We start from the raw sequence: 18,698 nt of genomic DNA on the forward strand, positions 1-18,698 counted from the left end.
CCGACTACACCCGGTATATCGGCCGAAATTTACATAACTGGAGTCACCACAAAAATTAGCGCCTGTTAGTCGCGCAGCAACGGCGAATATTCTGGTAAATGGACACGCAAGGCTTTCTCCCGCGCCTTGAAACTCAGCGTGGTGGCGCTCATCGGCTCGCCATCGAGGTTGAGATCAAGCCCTTCGGGGGCCTCGACCTCCAGCCACGCAACACGGGCCATTTGCGACACGCTTTCAACCCCATTCATTGAGCCCGATAACATAGTCCCCAGTGTACCCACCATGTCCGGCGCAGCAGGCACGATGCAGACATCGAGCAAACCATCGTTAATCCGCGCTCGCGGACACAGGGCATGGCCGCCGCCAGCTTGCGAGCCGTTGCCGATACCCAAGGCCAAAAATTCACCCTCCCATTCGAAACCCGGGCCTTTGAAACGTCCGAAGGAGGTGTGTACTTCGGCAAACCGGCTCAATCCAGTTAGAAAATAGGCCGCACCACCGAGTATTTTCTTTAAGTCCTCTGAAGTATTGGTCGTGACACTCGTCCCAAAGCCGCCTGTGGCCATGTTTAAGAATAACTGCCCATTAACCTCACCCAAGTCGATTGGCGTCGGTTCGAGGTCGAGCAAACCAAGGGCTTCATGCAGATCCAGCGGCACTCCGGCCGCGGTGGCGAAATCGTTGGCAGTGCCCAGCCCTAACAGAACCAGGCTGGCATCGCTGTCTGCGAGCGCAATAGCCTCCGCTACCGCGCGCAAGGTGCCATCTCCGCCACCCGCAATCAGTGTCGGGTAGCCATCAGCAAGCGCTTCAGCGACGATACGTTGAGCATCACCGGCTTCCCAGGTGACTCTCACCGCAATCTCCCAGCCTTGCTCGCGCTTGGCATAGATAGCGGTGCGTAACTCCTGATTCATTGACTGCTTGCCATGCAATATCAATAGCGCTCTGCGCTCACCCATTGATTGCTCCTTGGATATTCTGATGTTGAGTGATCTGTACGGAAACAGCGACGCCCTGGTTAACAGACCACAGCTGATTGCTTTTGTCGCTTTTCGTCGAAGCCATTGAACACTGCAGCTAAATTAAAGCGCAGGCGGACAGGCAAACACATTAAATAAATCGATTTGTTTTATCCATAAACAGCGCTTTTAACACCAGTTTAATTGATAGAAACTAGCCTCATTACCACTTGATAGCAACTAGCAATAAACGAGTTGCGTATCACTAACTGAGGACATCGAAATGATTGAAGTTCGCGCTTTTGCAGACCTCGGCGGCGCCGAGCACGGTTGGTTGAACGCACGCCACCATTTTTCATTCGCCGAGTATTATGATCCGCAGCGCATGGCATGGGGCGACCTGCGGGTATGGAACGATGATGAAATCGCCGCAAACTCAGGCTTTCCACCCCACCCACACCGCGACATGGAGATCATTACTTATGTTCGCCAAGGTGCGATAACTCACAAGGATAATCTGGGCAACCATGGCCGCACTGAAGCAGGTGATGTGCAGGTGATGAGTGCGGGGACCGGCATTGCACACAGCGAATACAACCTGGAAGACACCACCACCAAAATATTCCAGATTTGGATTACCCCGAACCAGTTTGACTCACCGCCGTCCTGGGGTGCAAAACCGTTCCCTAAAGGTGATCGCGCCGGCAGCTTTGTGACCTTGGCAAGTGGCATCAACGACGATCAAGACGCGCTGTCGATCCGGGCAAATGCACGGGTTGCCGCCGCGACCCTGAAAGCCGGTCAGACCACTGAATATATACTCGGTGCTGATCGTAAAGCCTACTTGGTTGCCTCCACGGGTGCATTCGAGGTTAACGGCGTCGCAGCCAAAACCCGAGATGGCGTCGCAATTCGTGATGTAGAGGTCCTGCGCGTAACAGCGAGCGAAGACACGGAAATCGTCTTGGTTGACGTCGCATAAGCACAGGTTTTGCTGCGCTATAAACGCCCCCAACCTAGCCATGGCTGGGGGCATTTTTTTGCACGCCAAGCGCTGGCCAGCTTTTTAATCGTACAATAGACGTGGCTAATCATCCTCTAAGAACAACATGAACAGTCTAGGTTTTACTGCGGCTCCCGCCCTACTCAAATACCTGCGCCATGCAGCGTTTTTAGGCCTCGATACAGACCACGCCCTGCAAGCGGCAGGCCTTTCGCACGCAGACTTGAGTGACAACGCCCAACGCATCCCAAGCACCAGCCATGAACGCTTGCTCAGTTATCTACTGAGTCACAGCGATGACCCGTTGTTCGGCCTGCACAGTGCGCGCTACGTGCAGCCCGGTTCCTGGAGCGTACTGGGCTATATCACCCTTAACTGTGCGACCTTGGGCGAGGCGATTAGCCGAATAGTGCCCTACGAAAAGCTGGTGGGCGACATGGGCGTCAGCCGGGTTGAAAGCAGCGCTGAGCAAACGCGATTGATCTGGAGTTGCCGACATGAGCAACCGCTGATACGCCGGCACATGGTTGAAAATGTTCTCGCATCCTGGTTGCTTTATGCACGCTGGATCGCCGACACCCCACACTCGCCCGCAGCCGTGTGGTTTGAACATGCACAACCCGATGGCGTGCAACTACAGGCCTATGAAAATGCGTTTGGCTGCCCAGTGTTATTTGATCAACCCTGTAATGCCTTGGTGATCCCTAATCACTTGCTGGCGATTGAACTGCGCCAAGCAGACGCAAATTTGCTGCGAACCTTAGAGGAACATGCCTTGGGGTTAATGGCCAAGTTTGATGATGACCAACCACTGCCTGCGCGCGTGAAAAGCGCGCTGCGCTTATTGCTCAAAGATGGTCTGCCGCGCAAAGAGCGGGTTGCGGAACGCTTCCAGATGACCGAACGCACCTTGCAGCGTCACCTGCAGCAAGCAGGCACCAGCTACCAGTTGATACTCGATGAATTACGCCAGGAACTGGCTGAGCATTACCTCGTGCGCAGTGACTTGCCGGTGCAAGACATCGCCAGCTACCTGGGTTTCAGTGAGTCACGTTCGTTTCACCGCAGTTTCAAGATATGGACCGGGCAAACGCCGGGCGAGTACAGAAATCTGCATCGCCCAAACGGTTAACTCCGGCAAAAGCGTTAAGCGAAAGTCGTGGGTTTAATTCAGCAGTTCACTCATGGGGATAAACCGCAGGCTATCGCCTTCGGCCAGGGTTTTACCCTCAAGCACTTCCGCCAAGCCTTCAGCCCAGGCCGCACTGCGCAGCACGCCCGAGCTTTGATTCGGGTGCATCACCACGCGGCCGCTTTCAATTCGCGCACGCACGTATTCTCGGCGATTGCCCGCGTGGCTCCAAACGAATCCGGCGGGCATCGGAAAGCCCAGTGGTTCAACCCGCATAACGCCCATGCGTCGCAGCAAATACGGCCGCGCCAGCAAACCAAATGTCACCAGCGTCGACGCCGGGTTACCTGGCAAACCCAATACCGGGACGCCCCGGAAGGCGCCAAAGGTCAATGGCTTGCCGGGCTTGATTGCCAGTTTCCACAAGGCGAGCTCTCCCTCTTCACGCAGCACTGCGCCGAGAAAGTCAGCCTCACCGACCGACACACCGCCGGTTGAGAGAATCAAATCAACATGGTTAAGCGCTGCCAGTGCATCACGGGTCAGTTGCAGATCATCGGCCAGAATCCCCGCATCAATCACTTCGCAACCCAAGCGCTGCAACCAGTTGCAGAGCAAGCGTCGATTGCTGTTATAGATCTGTCCCGGGCCAAGGGCCTGCCCAGGCTCGATCAGCTCATCGCCGGTCGACAGCACTGCAACCCGAGCACGCTTGTAGACCCGTACACTGGCCACACCCAGAGAGGCGGCCAAGCCCAACTCAATCGACCCCAACCGTGTACCGGCTGGTAATACGCAATCGCCTACCCTGGTTTCCTGGCCTTGGGCGCGAATATTTTGCCCAAAACGCATGGCTTGGCTGAAATGAATGCGTTGATCATCCCCAACCTGCACATTCTCTTGCATCTCAACCACATCGGCGCCAGCAGGCAAGGGTGCGCCAGTGAAGATACGGGCACAGGTGCCCGGCTCAAGCGCTGACGGGAAGGTGCCCGCGAGAATGCGCTGGCTGACTGTCAGCGGTTCGCCCTGCCAGTCGGCCAAACGCAAGGCATAGCCATCCATTGCGCTGTTGGCCCAAGGCGGTAAATCCAGGGTTGATATCAGCGCTTCAGCCAGCACCCGGCCGTCCGCTTCAGCCAGCGTGACCGACTCAGCCTGCTCAACCGGTGTTGCATCCGCCAGCGCCAATAAACGCTCTAAGGCGGCTTCTACCGGCAACAATCCGGGTTGATCACAGCCACTCATCCACGGCTCTCGCACGCGGCGACTTGCTTGAGATGCGGAGCAAAATTGCAGGGCCGATGACTAGCATCCAGTTGCTCTGCGAGTATGCCATCCCAAGCGGTGCGGCACGCGTTGGTTGAACCCGGCAAGCAACAGACGAGGGTGCCATTTGCCAAACCGGCCAAAGCGCGAGACTGGATGGTTGAGGTGCCGATATCAGGCACTGAGATCTGCCGGAACAGCTCACCAAAACCGTCGACCTGCTTGTCCAGCAAACAGCTTACGGCTTCTGGTGTGCTGTCGCGGCCGGTGAAACCGGTGCCACCGGTTATCAGCACTACTTGCACCACATCTTCAGCGATCCAGGTCGCAACTTGTGCCCGGATTTTGTACAGATCGTCCTTGAGCAGCACCCGCGCCGCCAGGTTGTGACCCGCCGCTTCAAGACGATCAACCAAGGTCTGACCCGAAGTATCTGTGTCGAGGTTACGTGTGTCGCTAACAGTCAAAACGGCAATATTCAACGGAGCAAAGGCGGTGTCGAGTTTGTGGCCCATAACAGAGTTCCGGTTGTTCATATAATTGCCCGATGTTATATCACAGGCTCACTTTGAGAGATTGTGTGATGTCGACTAAAGCCCCGATCAAACTGTGCTCGATCCTGCTGCTGGCAGGAGGTCGCGGCCAACGCATGGGCGGTCGTGACAAAGGACTGTTGCTGTGGAGAGGCAAACCAATGATTGCCTGGTTGCACGATCTGGTGCGCCCGCTAACCGATGATTTGATCATTTCGTGCAACCGCAACAATGCCGATTACGCCGCCTATGCCGATCAACTGGTTGCCGATGAGGACAACGCGTTTCAAGGGCCTTTAGCCGGCATTCGAGCTGGGTTGAAAGTGGCCCGCCACGGGCAACTACTGATACTGCCCTGCGATGCGCCAATGCTGGAAAAAACCCTGCTGCACGACTTGCTTGAACTGGCCGGAGATGTGCCTGCAGTGGTGCGCCAAGGTGAGTATCTGCAGCCTTTATTCAGTGTAATTCCCCGTGAATTCAGTGAACCTCTGGAGCGTGCTTGGCAGGCCGGTGAACGCAGCCCTCAACGCTGGTTGCGTAGCCTTACACCGCGCACGCTTGACTGCCATGAGCAGGACCCACGGCTGGCCAACCTGAATACCCCTGAGCTTCTTGAACCCTCAATAAAGGTGCATGATCGCGGGAATTGATGGAACTTTGACGTCAATAGCCAATCTTAAGTTGGGCACGTAATTTCAACCCATGAGGAGATACACCATGAGCCAACGGACAATCGCAGCATTATTTCTGACTCTGGGCCTTGCAACGCTGGCAGGCTGCGCTTCACCGACGGTCATCACCCTCAACGACGGTCGTGAAATTCAGACTGTTGACGAGCCTGACTTTGATGATGACACAGGCTTCTACGAATTTGAGCAACTTGATGGCAAGCGCGCACGCGTCAACAAAGACGAAGTTCGCACCGTTAAAGAGCTGTAACAATGAACCCCGCCCGAGCATTGCGCTCGGGTGCGGGGTTTGCCCTTCCTATTTAAGCGCTTGAAACGCCCTGACCAACGCCTTGCTCAAATCCACAGTTGAGAATTTGGTCAACATGTCATTAGCCCCGACTGAACGTGCTTTTTCGGTGTTCATGGTGCTGTCCAGCGACGTATGAAGCAGCACATAGGTGTGACTGATGTCCGCCGTTTTGCGAATCTCACGCACCAAGCTGTAGCCATCCATTTCTGGCATTTCAATATCTGAAACCAACACTTCAATCGGCATGCCGGCTTGCTGATGTTCCTGCAAAACAGCGAAGGCACTGGCAGCGCTGCGCACCGCATTGCAATCGAGGCCCAGTTTGCGCAAGGTATTGACTGTCTGATGCAGCGCCACGTGGGAATCATCGACCACCAGCACCCGACGCCCTTCCAGCAAATTCAAGTCCGCACTGGAGATCGCCGACTCATCGAGTTCCTCGACCTCAATCGGTGCGATGTCATGCAGCACTTTCTCGATATCCAGCACCTGCACAATCGCCCCATCGATCTGCGTCACCCCGGTGATAAAGGCGCGACTGCCTGAGCCGGATGGCGGCGGCTTAACATCGCGCGTGGAACACTGCACGATGCGCTCAACCGATTGAACATGGAGCCCTTGGCGCGAGCGGCTTAACTCAGTGACGATCAAGCAGCCTTCCTGGGTATCGTTGTTACCGCGCTCACCTATGGCCTTGGCCAAGTCAATCACAGTCAAGGCGGCGCCACGCAAACTGGCGATGCCGCGCACATGCGGATGCCGGTTAGGCAACTTAGTCAGCGCGGGACAGGCAATAATTTCATTAACCTTGAGCAGGTTAATGCCCAATAGACGACCACTGTGCAGACGAAACAACAGCAGCGACAAGGAATCTCCTAAAACTGCACTCACCGCACTCCTCCCCTTGGTCAAAAAGTACTGAACCCATTTTTCAGCTCAGAAAAGCAACAACCTGCTCAGCCTCAAACGGCCAATCTAACTCAGCCCCTGTGTCGCTGCGGCGCAGCACCGGAATCCGCAAACCGTAGCGCTCCACCCAGGTCTCGTCTTCGGCAATATCGACTAACTCAACGAGCAAACCATGTTCAACAAACGGCATCAGCAGGGCCTCGGCCACGTCACAAAGATGACAGCCTAAGGTGCCAAAGAGCTGGCATTCGGGTGGCATTTGCCCATCTCCTGTTTCGGTTTTCAGGCCTGCAGTCTAGCACCCCATCTCAAGCTGATTGCCGCCCAATCTCGCTTCAGTAACGAAGCTATACATGGCGCTCTCGCCAATGTTGACGGCAGAGCACTGGAAAACTTTAACGACGATGCCCAGATCAGCTTTGCGTCAGCCGACGAACTGCAAAAAGCCCGCAAATGACCTGCTGGACAGCCCCGCTATCACTGGCATTGGTGGCGCAGACTAAAGTCTAAAAGCAAAGTGGCAACGACCATGCTTTATTTCACAGCGCTGTAGTAGATCTTGCGATGGATCTATCCACACCCACACGAGGAGACAACAATAATGATTCAAACTCCCCTTGCCCGTGCTGTGGCTATTGCCACACTAGGCGCTTGCTGTGTACTGCCGACGGTAGCCCATGCTGAGTTTTTCAAAGACAGTAAAGCCACCATTGAAACCCGTAACTTCTACTTCAACCGTGACTTGCGTGACACCACATCAGCCCAGCAATCAAAGCGTGAAGAATGGGCTCAGGGTTTTATTGTTAAAGCCGAATCAGGCTTTACCGAGGGGACTGTGGGTTTTGGCCTTGATGCCTATGGTGGACTGGGCTTAAAGCTTGATTCATCGGCTGACCGGACTGGCAGCGGCTTATTACCCGGTAGCTTTGGCAATGAAGCACCAGACGATTATTCCGAAGCCACTGCCACCGCCAAAGTCAGAATATCCAAGACAATTGCCAAAATCGGCGGCTTGACCCCAAAGCTGCCAACCATTGCGGCTAACGATTCGCGCCTGCTGCCACAAACCTTCCTGGGTGGGCATGTCAACTCGCAAGAGATTACCGGCCTGAACATTGACGGAGGTGTGATTAAAGAGCAGAACCAGCGCGATTCATCCAACTTCGAAGACTTGAGCGTCACGGGCGGCGGCAAGCGCAACATTAATCTGGGCGGCAGCCAGGCTGACGATTTCAATTTCGCCGGGGTTTCCTACAAATGGACCGACAACCTCACCACAGGCTACAACTACGGTGAGCTGGAAGAGATCTATAAGCAGCATATCGTCAACTTAGTCCACGTATTACCGATTGGCGATAAACAAAGCCTGAAGACTGACCTGCGCTATGCGCGTTCCACTGATGATGGCAACAGCAACGTCGACAACAACGCATTTGGCGCCATGTTCACCTACGCCCTAGGCTCCAGCAGCTTCGGCTTGGGTTATCAGTCAATGAGTGGTGACACTGGCTACGCCTACATCAATGGTACTGATCCATTCTTGGTCAACTATGTACAAATCGGCGATTTTGCCAACAAAGACGAAAAGTCTTGGCAAGCCCGCTTCGACTACAACTTTGCCGGCATGGGTGTTCCCGGCTTAACCTTCATGACCCGCTACCTCAGCGGTGACAACATCGACCAGCTAAGTGCAGCCACCAATGAGGATGGCACGGAATGGGAACGCAACACTGACATTGCTTACGTTTTCCAGGACGGTCCGCTGAAGGACTTGGGTATCAAGTGGCGCAACGCGACAGTGCGTAACAACTTCGCCAACGACCTTGATGAAAACCGTCTGATCATCAGCTACACCTTAGCCTTGCAATAAGTCCCACCAAGCACTAAAAAACCCGGCGTCAGAACCCGGGTTTTTTAGTGCTTGTAATGATCAGTCCGGACTCACTGCTCCGATCTTATGCACCGACAGGTCGGCACCGTAATATTCCTGTTCCTGACTCAAACGAATGCCCATGGTGGCTTTCAAGCCTGCGTAAACCACAAAGCCGCCAATCAGCGCCACAACAACACCCAGTCCGGTACCGATCAACTGGCTGATCAGGCTCACACCGCCAAGACCGCCTAACGCTTGCTGACCAAATATCCCGCAGGCAATTCCACCCCAAACGCCACATAAGCCATGCAAAGGCCAGACGCCTAACACATCATCAATCTTCCAGTTGGCCTGCGCGGCGGTGAACGCCCAAACAAATAACGCACCCGCAACAGCACCTGTTGCCAGCGCCCCCAAGGGATGCATCAAGTCGGAACCCGCGCAAACCGCAACGAGCCCAGCCAGAGGGCCGTTGTGCAAAAAGCCGGGGTCATTGCGGCCAATAAACAATGCGGCCACTGTACCGCCGACCAAGGCCATCAACGTGTTAACCGCCACCAAGCCACTGACGCTGCCCAGGGTTTGTGCGCTCATCACGTTAAAACCAAACCAGCCGATAATCAGAATCCAGGAGCCAAGTGCCAGAAATGGAATGTTCGATGGCGCGAATGCAACAACTCGACCGTCACGGTAGCGACCGTCACGACGACCTAACAGAATCACAGCACCAAACGCCAGCCAGCCGCCCATGGCGTGCACAACTACCGAACCCGCAAAGTCATGAAAAGAAGCGCCAAATTGCGCCTCAAGCCAAGCTTGAAAGCCGAAATTGCCATTCCAGACCAAGCCCTCAAAGAAGGGATAAATAAAAGCCACAATCAACACAGTTGCACAGAGTTGAGGGCCGAATTTTGCGCGCTCTGCAATACCGCCGGAAATAATCGCCGGAATGGCTGCAGCAAAGGTTAAGAGAAAAAAGAACTTGACCAACGCATAGCCATTGCCTTCGGTCAGGACCACCGCAGGCTGAAAAAATGTCACACCGTAGGCGACCCAATAGCCTATAAAGAAATAGGCTAATGCCGACATCGCAAAATCAGAGAGAATTTTCGACAAGGCGTTAACCTGGTTTTTCTGGCGTACCGTGCCCACTTCAAGAAAGGCAAATCCGGCATGCATCGCTAAAACCATCACGGCACCCAGCAAGATAAACAGGGTGTTGGAGCCATGAATCAGTGTTTCCACTGCACTGTTGATGTTTTCCATCGGCAATTAAAACTCCAGCTACAGACCAAGAGCACCAATTCGGATCTTTTTATTAAGGCTCGCACCAACAAGAAGCACCCGAGCTTACAGACCCTCTACAACCGCCCGGTAAAACGCGCTATTAAAGTGCTGCCCGAATTTAGCTAAAACGAACTTAGTCTTTATTTATTAATAGGATAGCCATGCACCAAGGCACCAGACCGGAGCCCTTAAGAGCCCCAATTGAGCGCATCAGACCCACAACTTGCACCACTTGAATGCAAAGGCTATACCAAACAAATTGCAGCGCAGTGCGGTGATATCAGATTGAACCCTTCTAACAAACGCCACTCGAAGTACATAGACGTTCTAAACATCAAGGAGAGTTGAAATGGCACGTAAAAAAACCACCGCATCGAATCAAGATGAACTGCTTAGCGAATTCCAGGCATTGGTGCGTGATACCGAGTCACTGCTTCAGCAATCTGCCGGCCTTGCCGGTGACCAAGGTGAAGAACTGCGTGATCAGATTCGTAACAGCCTCAACCGTGCACGCTCGACTTTGGTTTCAGCTGAAGAAGCTGTAATTGAGCGCGGCAAGGCAGCCGTCGATGCGACAGAAGGGTATGTTCAAACCCACCCATGGCAATCTATTAGCATTGCCGCAGGTGTTGGTATGCTGTTGGGTATGTTGATCACCAAACGCTAACGGACGCCAACACAACATGGAAGCCAAAATCCAGGGAAATACCCCCTCACCTCGCAGACTTGCCGGAGCCCTTATGGGGCTCTTGCATGGCCACGTTGCCTTGTTCGCCGAGGAACTCAAGGAGCAGCAATCTCATGCAGTTCATCTGCTGCTGCTGACAAGCTTGAGCTTGGTTTTTGGCTTGCTGTTGGTAATCGGCTTATCAGCAGCCCTGTTAATCTGCTTTTGGGATGATTACCGCATTCCCGTCATCATCGGCCTGTGTGTATTTTATTCGTTGGCGCTCATTGTCAGCTTGGTGACCTTGATCAATTACCTGCGCAATGCGCCGATTCCTTTTAGTGCAAGTCTTGATGAGCTTGTCCGTGATCGTGAGCAACTGTTGCCATGAGCCAGTCCGAACTACCCCAACTGCCGGTAAACCCGTCACGGCGTGAACTGCGCAAAGCCATGCTCCGCATGCGCCTGGAAATGCATCGCCAGGAAATACGTCACGAAACTCTGGTTATGCTGGAGCCACTGCGTAAAGCCAAGAGCTTTGGTAGCCAGATAAGCGCAGGCGGCACATCAATGTGGTTAACAGGCGGCGCGTTGCTGCTTGCGGGCCTGGGCCTGAAAAAAACCAGTTGGCACCGCTGGGTCAAAATTGCACTGATCGCTCTGCCGTTGCTACGCCGAAACCCACCCCCTGCTCAACCCCCTATGAGCAAGCCTTAGGCACCACATCAAGTTCTGACAACCTGCGACCAAGCTTTATTGTTTGGGACAGATATCTTGGCCACGTTCTTGCTTTAACTCCTGCGAGCCGCGTTATCAGCCAAGCGTTTGCGGCATTGATGTCAAGACTCTTAACTAAGGATGCTTGCGTGCTCGACGGTCAGCCAACGGTTGTGTTTCAACCCTTTATCGATACTGCCACCGGACAGATCGCAGGTGTTGAGGCACTTGCACGACTGCGTGACAGCAAAGGTCAATTGCACTCGGCCGGCCCCCTCTTCAGCAATCCCAAAACCCCTTTACCCGGATTGCGCAGACTTGATCGCACCATTCGCCAGCAGGCCCTGCAGCGTTTTCACCAAGCGCCTGCAGACTGGTTCTTGAGCCTTAATATTTCGCCGCGCTGGGTAAGCCGTTTGCGTGTGGATCAACCCCTGCCCAGCCTGAAGCAATTGCAACTGAGCGGTATTGCGGCAGAACGTGTGGTGTTTGAAATCACCGAACAAGGCGGCGCCAGTCAACGCCTGCCAGCGGTGGTGGCCGCTTACCGGGAAGCGGGAGCAAGAGTGGCGATTGATGATTTTGGCGCCGGTTACTCACAACTTGATCGGGTGCTGGCATTGCAACCCGATATTCTCAAGCTGGATATGCGCTTGTTCAAGGCGGCGGCGCGCGGCGGCCCAAGCGAACAAATTGTTAAAGCGTTGGCGCAAATGGCAGAGCGCACCGGGTGCTGGATTATCGCTGAAGGGGTGGAGACCGAGGCCGAACTGAACTTCGCTCTGGAGTGTGGAGCTCGCTATGTCCAAGGCTTTCTATTTGCCAAACCCGAAGAAGCGTTCTTCGCCACCGACGCATTTGTCGAACGTTTTGCGCTGCTGCGTAATCACTACGTCAAACAAAAACTCCTTGAGCGCGCTCAACTCATGCGCCTGCGCGAACAACTTTCGCTGTTAATGGCAGAACTCAACGAATGGGCGAACAAGGGTGCGAGTGCTGGGCAGTTGCCGATTCCGGATGCCTACCCATGGCTATTACGCGTGTTTATTTGCGACAACCAAGGCACTCAACGTTCACCCAATCATGAATGGCGAGGCGCCGGTTGGCATACCGATAACCGTTATATTGGCCACAACTGGTCATGGCGCCCTTATTTCTATCAACTGTTGGCCGAAGGCTGGGATGAACGACGTCTGATTGTTTCATCAACCTACCGCGACGCGACCAGCAACCAATACTGCTTAACGGCAGGCAAGTTTATAGACAACAACGTACTCATACTGGTCGACATCGATGCCGCAGGCTTTTAAATCTACAGCCATTGATGACTTTCTCTGCTTAACCCCTTGCAGGCAGACGCCCTAACCCTGAAGCTAGGGTTATTAGCCACGTAACGGCGAGGAGCAGCCTTGGACTGGCAGACACTGTTAAACCGCGAACGACTGGGCAAACCCTCCCACAGCGCTGAAGAGCTTGGCCGCAGCCCGTTCCATAAAGATCACGATCGGATTATTTTCTCAGGCGCGTTCCGCCGCCTAGGTCGCAAAACCCAAGTTCATCCAGTATCGAGCAATGACCATATTCACACACGTCTGACCCATTCACTGGAAGTCAGCTGTGTTGGCCGTTCGCTGGGAATGAGGGTGGCGGAGATGATCCGCGACAGGCTCCCCGACTGGTGCGAGCCCAGTGATTTAGGCATGGTGGTGCAATCCGCCTGCCTGGCTCACGACATTGGCAATCCGCCCTTTGGCCACTCAGGTGAAGACGCCATTCGTCATTGGTTCCAACAAGCAGCAGGGCGCGGCTGGCTCGACCCAATGAACGAGGTCGAACGCAATGACTTTCTTAGCTTTGAAGGCAATGCCCAAGGCTTCCGCGTACTCACCCAACTCGAATACCACCAGTTCGACGGCGGCACCCGCCTGACCTACGCCACTCTGGGCACTTACCTGAAGTATCCGTGGACAGCGCGCCACGCCGAAGCCCAAGGCTACAAGAAGCACAAGTTCGGTTGCTACCAAAGCGAGCTCCCGCTGCTTGAGCAGATCGCCGGCAAGCTCGGCCTGCCCCAACTCGACGAACAACGCTGGGCGCGCCATCCATTGGTGTACCTGATGGAAGCGGCCGATGACATCTGCTATGGCTTGATCGACCTTGAAGATGGCCTGGAAATGGAGCTGCTTGAGTACAGCGAGGTCGAAGCGGTGTTACTCGACCTGGTCGGCGATGACTTGCCCCAGACATATCGCCAACTAGGTCCAAAGGATTCACGCCGGCGAAAGCTGGCAATCTTGCGCGGCAAAGCCATCGAACACCTGACCAACGCCGCAGCCCATGCCTTTGTTGAGCAACACGACGCCCTACTGGCAGGCACATTGCAGGGTGATCTGGTCGAACATATGCACGGTCCGGCAAAGCGTTGCGTTCAGAGCGCAAAAAACATGGCGCGCGAGAAGATCTTTCAGGACAAACGTAAGACACTGCATGAAATCGGCGCTTACACCACCTTGGAAATCCTGCTGAATGCCTTTTGCGGTGCAGCCTTGGAACAACATGGCGGACGCACGCCTTCATTCAAGCATCGCCGAATCCTCGATTTGCTTGGCAACAACGCACCTGACCCACATGGTCCCCTTTACCTATCGTTTTTACGCATGATCGACTTTATCGGCGGCATGACAGACAGCTATGCTACTGAAATGGCACGTGAGATGACGGGGCGATCAAGTCCGGTGTAACCCATGGCAAATAAACACAGATCAGCCCTGAGGCTAACAGGGCCACCCACCATAGGGCCTGCGATAATCGCGGGAATTGGCTGTGCGTTGCCTCTGTTATTGGGGTTGTTTAGCGCTCATCCCGGTTTTTTGTGGGCCTCCGCTGGCGCTTTTCAGGCTGCGCAAATCAACCCTCTGCATCGTTTGGGCATGTTGCGCATGCTGTTGATTATTTTCCTTGGCGCACTCTGCGCAGGCTGGGGGTTTTGGGCGGCGGCTTATCCGGGCCTGAGCTTTGCGATCTTTGCCGCATTTGGTTTTATCTTGGCGTGGCTCCAGCGCTTTGGTGCCGAAGCTGGAAAGCTGGGAGCGGGCTTGGCCGTGTGTATGTGTCTGGGCCAAGGTGAAACGGCTGGCAGTCACCTCAGTAACCCTTATGCAATCGCCATGTTGTTTATCTTGGGCGGGCTGTGGGTCACCCTCCTGGCGTTTGGTCTGCGTGGCGTACATGGATTACGGATGTGGCCGCAGGTACCACGCCTGGTGAGTATTTTCAAAGTTCTAAAACGTTACGCCAAGCGCCTGCCCGAACAACGCTGGCGCCAACATGCGCTGCGCTGCACCCTTGCATTTGGCCTCGCTGGCTGGCTGGTCAGCTTGGAAAATCTGCCGCACGGCTACTGGTTAACCATGATAGTGATCGGCACCTTGCCCCTTGAGTTGTCGAGCAGCCTGAAGCGTTTGTTGGTGCCACACTTGGTCAGCCTGAGCCTCGCTGCAATCATGATTGCAGTCGGCTACAGCCTACAGGACCCGGTGATAATGGTCGCCGCGACACTGTCGCTGATTGTTTTCTGCCGCACGTTCCAGGCCCATCATTATGGGTTCTATGTGCTGCAACTCCTGGTCTGCTTTATGGTGCTCGTAGAAAGCCTTTCACTCGATTGGCAACTTGCCCCGCAACGGCTGTTCAATAGCCTGTTTGGAGTAGCCATTTCCTTGGCTGTAGCCATCTTGATTTACAGCTTGAACCAAGGCGTCGGCAAGCTAAGAAACAAAGCGTCTGCACATTTGTGAAGCCGTTGATAATTAACTACAAAATCTATTAGCACATAGCCCATTGTTCACTATGCTTTCAATCTGCCATCACTGCAGTTTAGGGAGCAAGTCTGCATGACAATCAGTGAGATAACCGGGAATCGACGATTTCCGCTTCACGTTCATATCAGTCTTTTATTTACCTTATTGCTGCTTAGCACGGGCGTTGTGCTCGGCATTTTCAACTATCAACAGACCAGCCGCATAATTCTTTCAAGCAGCATCCAAGTATTCGAGCGCATTAGCGACCAAGTTGATCGTGACCTCAAAGAAACCTACGTCCCTATCGATAACCTGCTCAATCTGCTTGCACTTGATGAGCGCAACATGGGCGAGACGCGTGACAAGCGCCTGTCAATGCTACCGGTATTTGCCCAAGCCCTGAACGATCACCCCAAGCTGGCCTCATTGTATTTGGGGTATACCGACGGCGACTTCTTTATGGTGCGCCCGTTGCGCAATGAAGCGCTTAAGAAAATATTCAACAGTCCGGACAATGCTGCATTTCAGGTTTGGAGCATTGAACGCAACAAAGGCGAAGCGACCCACGCCGAGCACCTGTACTTTGACGCCAAGCTGAATTTTCTCGGCGCTCGCGATATCCCTGACGAGTCCTACGACGCTCGAACCCGCCCCTGGTTCCTTGAGGCGATGAACAGCAACGGGCTCTATACCACCGCGCCTTATGTGTTTTTTTCCACAGGTGATGTCGGCACAACCGTTTCCCGCTTCAGCATGCAGCGCAGCGTACTGGGCGCAGACATCACCCTGGACGACCTGTCGAAGACCCTCGCCAAGCACAAAATCACCCCGTCAACCGAGGTTGTTTTATACAGTCCTGACGGTTCCGCGATCGCCTACCCTGACTCGACGAAGCTAATTTCCGGTAGTGGCAAGGTCCACCTTACCCAAGTTGCAGACCTCAGCCCAGCGCTGGCAAGCCTCACCCAAAAAGATCCAGCGGGCGCTCTCCAAGGCACCGTCGACCTCAATGACCGAGGCTGGTTGGTTTCGCAGATGAAACTGAATATGGGAGGACCCAAGGGGCTGCGCCTGGCCATTCTGGCACCCGAAGACGAGTTGCTCGCAGATGCCTATCGGATGCGCTGGATCAGCGCAGTCATCACCCTCGGCATTTTATTACTGTGCATTCCGCTCGGCTGGGCACTGTCGCGTCTGTTGGTCAAACCCCTGCGTGGATTGGTCAGTGACGCAGAAGCCATCCGCCGTTTCGACTTCAAGCATCCGGCCAGCAGCGGCTCGCCAGTACTTGAGATCGAGCTACTTGCAGTGGCCATGACCCGGATGAAGGAAACCATTTTCAGCTTCCTTGAGATTACCGCGAGCCTTTCTGCTGAAACTCGTTTTGACGCGCTCCTCGAACGGGTGCTTGAAGAAACCGCCGGCATCAGCCAGGCCCACGCGGGCCTGATCTACCTCAGCGACGCCGACGGAAAACGCCTCGAGGCCAAAGGCCTGTACCTGGATGGCCCAGCCGTGACCCTTGAAGATCTGCAGGTCAATAGCTATGCCATCGACGATGCAGAGATGCCCGCATGGCTCAAACAGCCAGTCAAAGGCGGCAGTAGCAGCATTGCCTCAATCGGCTTCGATCAGGCCGGAGATTACCAAAACCTGCTGCATGCAATGAACTCACCGCGCGCGCACATCGTTGCTACAGGCCTGCACAACCGCCAGGGCGACACTGTCGGTGTTCTGGTGTTGCTGCACAGAGACACAGGCACCGAAGCCGATGTGCCGTTCCAAAGCCCCGCCCGAGTGGCGTTCGTCGAAGCCGTGTCGGGCGTCGCGGCGCTGTGCATTGAAAGCCAGCGCTTGTTGAACCGACAAAAGCAGTTACTCGATTCCTTTATTCAACTGATCGCCGGGGCGATCGACGCCAAGAGCCCGTACACCGGCGGGCACTGCCAGCGTGTACCAGAGATCACCCTGATGCTGGCTAAGGCCGCGGCCAAAAGCCAAGCTCCCGCCTTTCGCGATTACCAACCCACTGAAGATGAATGGGAAGCCCTGCACATTGCCGCCTGGCTGCATGACTGCGGCAAGGTCACGACCCCCGAATACGTGGTTGATAAGGCCACCAAACTGGAAACCTTGTACGACCGTATCCATGAAATCCGCACACGCTTCGAGGTGCTTAAACGCGATGCCTGGGTAGCTTACTGGCAAGCACGCGCACAGGGCGGCGACGATGAAGCGCTAATAGCCAAGCGCGAACAATTGCTCGCTGAACTCGATGATGAGTTCGCCTTTGTTGCTCGCACCAACCTAGGCGGCGAAGCCATGGCAGAGGCCGACATTGAGCGCTTGCAGCGCATTGGGAGCCGTCAATGGTTGCGTACCCTGGATAACCGTATCGGCCTGTCATGGGAAGAAGCCAAGCGCATGCAAGCCCACCCCGCGGCCGAGTTGCCGGCATTGGAAAGCTTGCTTGCAGATCAACCCCAGCACTTGATTGAGCGTCCGGCCAATGAGTTGATTGCACCAGACAATCGCTGGGGCTTCAAACTGGAGGTGCCGTCCTACAAATTCAACCGAGGTGAGCTGCACAACCTGAGTATTACCCGGGGCACCTTGACCGCCGAAGAACGCTACATCATCAACCACCATATCGTTCAAACCATCCTCATGCTTGATCACTTGCCCTTCCCTTCGCACTTGAAAAACGTCGCGGAAATCGCCGGTGGCCATCACGAAAAAATGGACGGCAGCGGCTATCCAAAACGTTTACGACGCGAAGAAATGAGCCTGCCGGCAAGAATGATGGCGATTGCCGATATTTTTGAAGCACTGACCGCAGTCGACCGCCCGTACAAGAAAGGCAAAACACTGTCTGAAGCGATGGGCATCATGGCCGGAATGTGCAAAGGCGCGCACATTGACCCAGACCTGTTTGGTCTGTTTATCCACAGCAAAGTATACCGACGCTACGCCGGGCGCTTTATGCAACCGGAGCAAATCGATGAAGTGGATGAAGTACAACTACTGATTAAAGCCGGAATTACAAGTTAGTGAGGTGCTCCGGCTAGATGGCTTGGGAGCCGTCTAGCCGATGCCTGCCGCAATCAACAACTGGCCACACATTGCGCGCGGCCAATAAAATGGCATTAAGCCTTGTTGATTGGGGTTTCCGGGTACCAAACGTCGAGCAACGGGCTGACAGTGAAGTCAGTCAGTTCATCGCGGCCTTTCAACCAGGCTTCAACCTTGGCGCGCTGCTCTTCGCTGACCGAGCCACGCTCGTCAAGGCAGACCAGACCGTAGTCATCGCCACCAACATAACCAAGACCATTGGCTTCCATTGCCTGGTTCAAAAACTGATCGAGGAAAGCGTCAATGACGTCTTCGGTCAAATCGTCTTTTAAGTTCAGGTTCAGCTCAAAACCCAGCTCCTGAAATTCATCTACGCAGAGTTTTTTGCGCAGGCGGCGTGAACGATTAGTAGCCATGAAACAATCCTCAAAAGTGATATCGCCGCGCACTTTAGCAGTTTCAGTGCATTTATGCCCGAAACTCTGCAGCG

19 protein-coding genes are annotated in these 18,698 nt (G+C 54.5%); 12 read left to right on the forward strand and 7 right to left on the reverse strand.

What is annotated here, in order from left to right; genetic code table 11:
* Window positions 1-65: 65 nt before the first annotated feature.
* Complete coding sequence (gene yegS / locus AACY09_RS01785; protein ID WP_339485705.1) at window positions 66-962, reverse strand: lipid kinase YegS; 897 nt, start codon at window positions 960-962, stop codon at window positions 66-68.
* Window positions 963-1,245: 283 nt separating this feature from the next.
* Between yegS and AACY09_RS01790 the strand changes: the two genes are divergently transcribed.
* Both AACY09_RS01790 and gliR read left to right on the forward strand, forming a co-directional pair.
* Window positions 1,246-1,944: a pirin family protein gene (locus AACY09_RS01790; RefSeq protein ID WP_339485706.1), complete on the forward strand. Its 699-nt coding sequence runs from the start codon at window positions 1,246-1,248 to the stop codon at window positions 1,942-1,944.
* A gap of 127 nt (window positions 1,945-2,071) precedes the next feature.
* Complete coding sequence (gene gliR / locus AACY09_RS01795) at window positions 2,072-3,097, forward strand: AraC family transcriptional regulator GliR (protein ID WP_339485707.1); 1,026 nt, start codon at window positions 2,072-2,074, stop codon at window positions 3,095-3,097.
* A 33-nt stretch (window positions 3,098-3,130) separates the two neighbouring features.
* Here gliR and AACY09_RS01800 read toward each other — a convergent pair whose 3' ends face one another.
* Together AACY09_RS01800 and moaB are read right to left on the reverse strand one after the other, a co-directional pair.
* Window positions 3,131-4,345, reverse strand: coding sequence for a molybdopterin molybdotransferase MoeA (locus AACY09_RS01800; RefSeq protein WP_339485708.1), 1,215 nt, complete (start codon window positions 4,343-4,345; stop codon window positions 3,131-3,133).
* Window positions 4,342-4,881, reverse strand: coding sequence for a molybdenum cofactor biosynthesis protein B (gene moaB, locus AACY09_RS01805; RefSeq protein ID WP_339485710.1), 540 nt, complete (start codon window positions 4,879-4,881; stop codon window positions 4,342-4,344). Before moaB ends, AACY09_RS01800 begins: the two co-directional genes overlap by 4 nt.
* Before the next feature lie 68 nt (window positions 4,882-4,949).
* Here moaB and mobA point away from each other — a divergent pair, with 68 nt between their 5' ends.
* Together mobA and AACY09_RS01815 are read left to right on the forward strand one after the other, a co-directional pair.
* Window positions 4,950-5,552 carry a molybdenum cofactor guanylyltransferase MobA gene (gene mobA / locus AACY09_RS01810; protein ID WP_339485711.1) on the forward strand — a complete coding sequence of 201 codons (603 nt, stop codon included), beginning with the start codon at window positions 4,950-4,952 and terminating at the stop codon, window positions 5,550-5,552.
* A gap of 67 nt (window positions 5,553-5,619) precedes the next feature.
* Window positions 5,620-5,841 (forward strand): YgdI/YgdR family lipoprotein, encoded by a 222-nt coding sequence (locus AACY09_RS01815; protein ID WP_339485713.1) that lies wholly within the window; start codon window positions 5,620-5,622, stop codon window positions 5,839-5,841.
* A gap of 48 nt (window positions 5,842-5,889) precedes the next feature.
* Here AACY09_RS01815 and AACY09_RS01820 read toward each other — a convergent pair whose 3' ends face one another.
* Both AACY09_RS01820 and AACY09_RS01825 read right to left on the reverse strand, forming a co-directional pair.
* On the reverse strand, window positions 5,890-6,774 hold the full coding sequence (locus AACY09_RS01820) for a chemotaxis protein CheV (RefSeq protein WP_339485715.1): 885 nt from the start codon (window positions 6,772-6,774) through the stop codon (window positions 5,890-5,892).
* Between the two features lie 40 nt (window positions 6,775-6,814).
* Complete coding sequence (locus tag AACY09_RS01825) at window positions 6,815-7,051, reverse strand: glutaredoxin family protein (protein WP_339485717.1); 237 nt, start codon at window positions 7,049-7,051, stop codon at window positions 6,815-6,817.
* Between the two features lie 342 nt (window positions 7,052-7,393).
* Between AACY09_RS01825 and AACY09_RS01830 the strand changes: the two genes are divergently transcribed.
* A complete protein-coding gene (locus tag AACY09_RS01830) occupies window positions 7,394-8,662 on the forward strand; it encodes an OprD family porin (RefSeq protein WP_339485719.1) in 1,269 nt (422 codons plus the stop codon).
* A gap of 60 nt (window positions 8,663-8,722) precedes the next feature.
* Here AACY09_RS01830 and AACY09_RS01835 read toward each other — a convergent pair whose 3' ends face one another.
* Window positions 8,723-9,931, reverse strand: a complete 1,209-nt coding sequence (locus AACY09_RS01835; RefSeq protein WP_339485720.1) for an ammonium transporter — start codon at window positions 9,929-9,931, stop codon at window positions 8,723-8,725.
* A gap of 370 nt (window positions 9,932-10,301) precedes the next feature.
* Here AACY09_RS01835 and AACY09_RS01840 point away from each other — a divergent pair, with 370 nt between their 5' ends.
* The 7 genes from AACY09_RS01840 (at window position 10,302) to AACY09_RS01870 (ending at window position 18,187) form a co-directional block, all read left to right on the forward strand.
* Window positions 10,302-10,619, forward strand: coding sequence for a DUF883 family protein (locus tag AACY09_RS01840; RefSeq protein ID WP_339485721.1), 318 nt, complete (start codon window positions 10,302-10,304; stop codon window positions 10,617-10,619).
* A gap of 16 nt (window positions 10,620-10,635) precedes the next feature.
* Window positions 10,636-11,010: a phage holin family protein gene (locus tag AACY09_RS01845; RefSeq protein ID WP_339485722.1), complete on the forward strand. Its 375-nt coding sequence runs from the start codon at window positions 10,636-10,638 to the stop codon at window positions 11,008-11,010.
* Window positions 11,007-11,336: a hypothetical protein gene (locus AACY09_RS01850; protein ID WP_339485723.1), complete on the forward strand. Its 330-nt coding sequence runs from the start codon at window positions 11,007-11,009 to the stop codon at window positions 11,334-11,336. Before AACY09_RS01845 ends, AACY09_RS01850 begins: the two co-directional genes overlap by 4 nt.
* A 149-nt stretch (window positions 11,337-11,485) precedes the next feature.
* Window positions 11,486-12,646 carry an EAL domain-containing protein gene (locus AACY09_RS01855; protein WP_339485724.1) on the forward strand — a complete coding sequence of 387 codons (1,161 nt, stop codon included), beginning with the start codon at window positions 11,486-11,488 and terminating at the stop codon, window positions 12,644-12,646.
* 99 nt (window positions 12,647-12,745) lie between these two features.
* Window positions 12,746-14,077, forward strand: a complete 1,332-nt coding sequence (locus AACY09_RS01860; protein WP_339485725.1) for a deoxyguanosinetriphosphate triphosphohydrolase — start codon at window positions 12,746-12,748, stop codon at window positions 14,075-14,077.
* Between the two features lie 3 nt (window positions 14,078-14,080).
* Window positions 14,081-15,133 (forward strand): FUSC family protein, encoded by a 1,053-nt coding sequence (locus tag AACY09_RS01865; RefSeq protein ID WP_339485726.1) that lies wholly within the window; start codon window positions 14,081-14,083, stop codon window positions 15,131-15,133.
* 96 nt (window positions 15,134-15,229) lie between these two features.
* Window positions 15,230-18,187 carry an HD domain-containing phosphohydrolase gene (locus AACY09_RS01870; protein WP_339485728.1) on the forward strand — a complete coding sequence of 986 codons (2,958 nt, stop codon included), beginning with the start codon at window positions 15,230-15,232 and terminating at the stop codon, window positions 18,185-18,187.
* Window positions 18,188-18,282: 95 nt separating this feature from the next.
* Here the strand turns inward: AACY09_RS01870 and AACY09_RS01875 are convergent, their stop codons facing one another.
* On the reverse strand, window positions 18,283-18,624 hold the full coding sequence (locus tag AACY09_RS01875; protein ID WP_339485729.1) for a YggL family protein: 342 nt from the start codon (window positions 18,622-18,624) through the stop codon (window positions 18,283-18,285).
* Between the last annotated feature and the right edge of the window lie 74 nt (window positions 18,625-18,698).

The sequence above is a fragment of the Pseudomonas sp. EL_65y_Pfl2_R95 genome, assembly GCF_963971045.1.
Taxonomy (GTDB): domain Bacteria; phylum Pseudomonadota; class Gammaproteobacteria; order Pseudomonadales; family Pseudomonadaceae; genus Aquipseudomonas.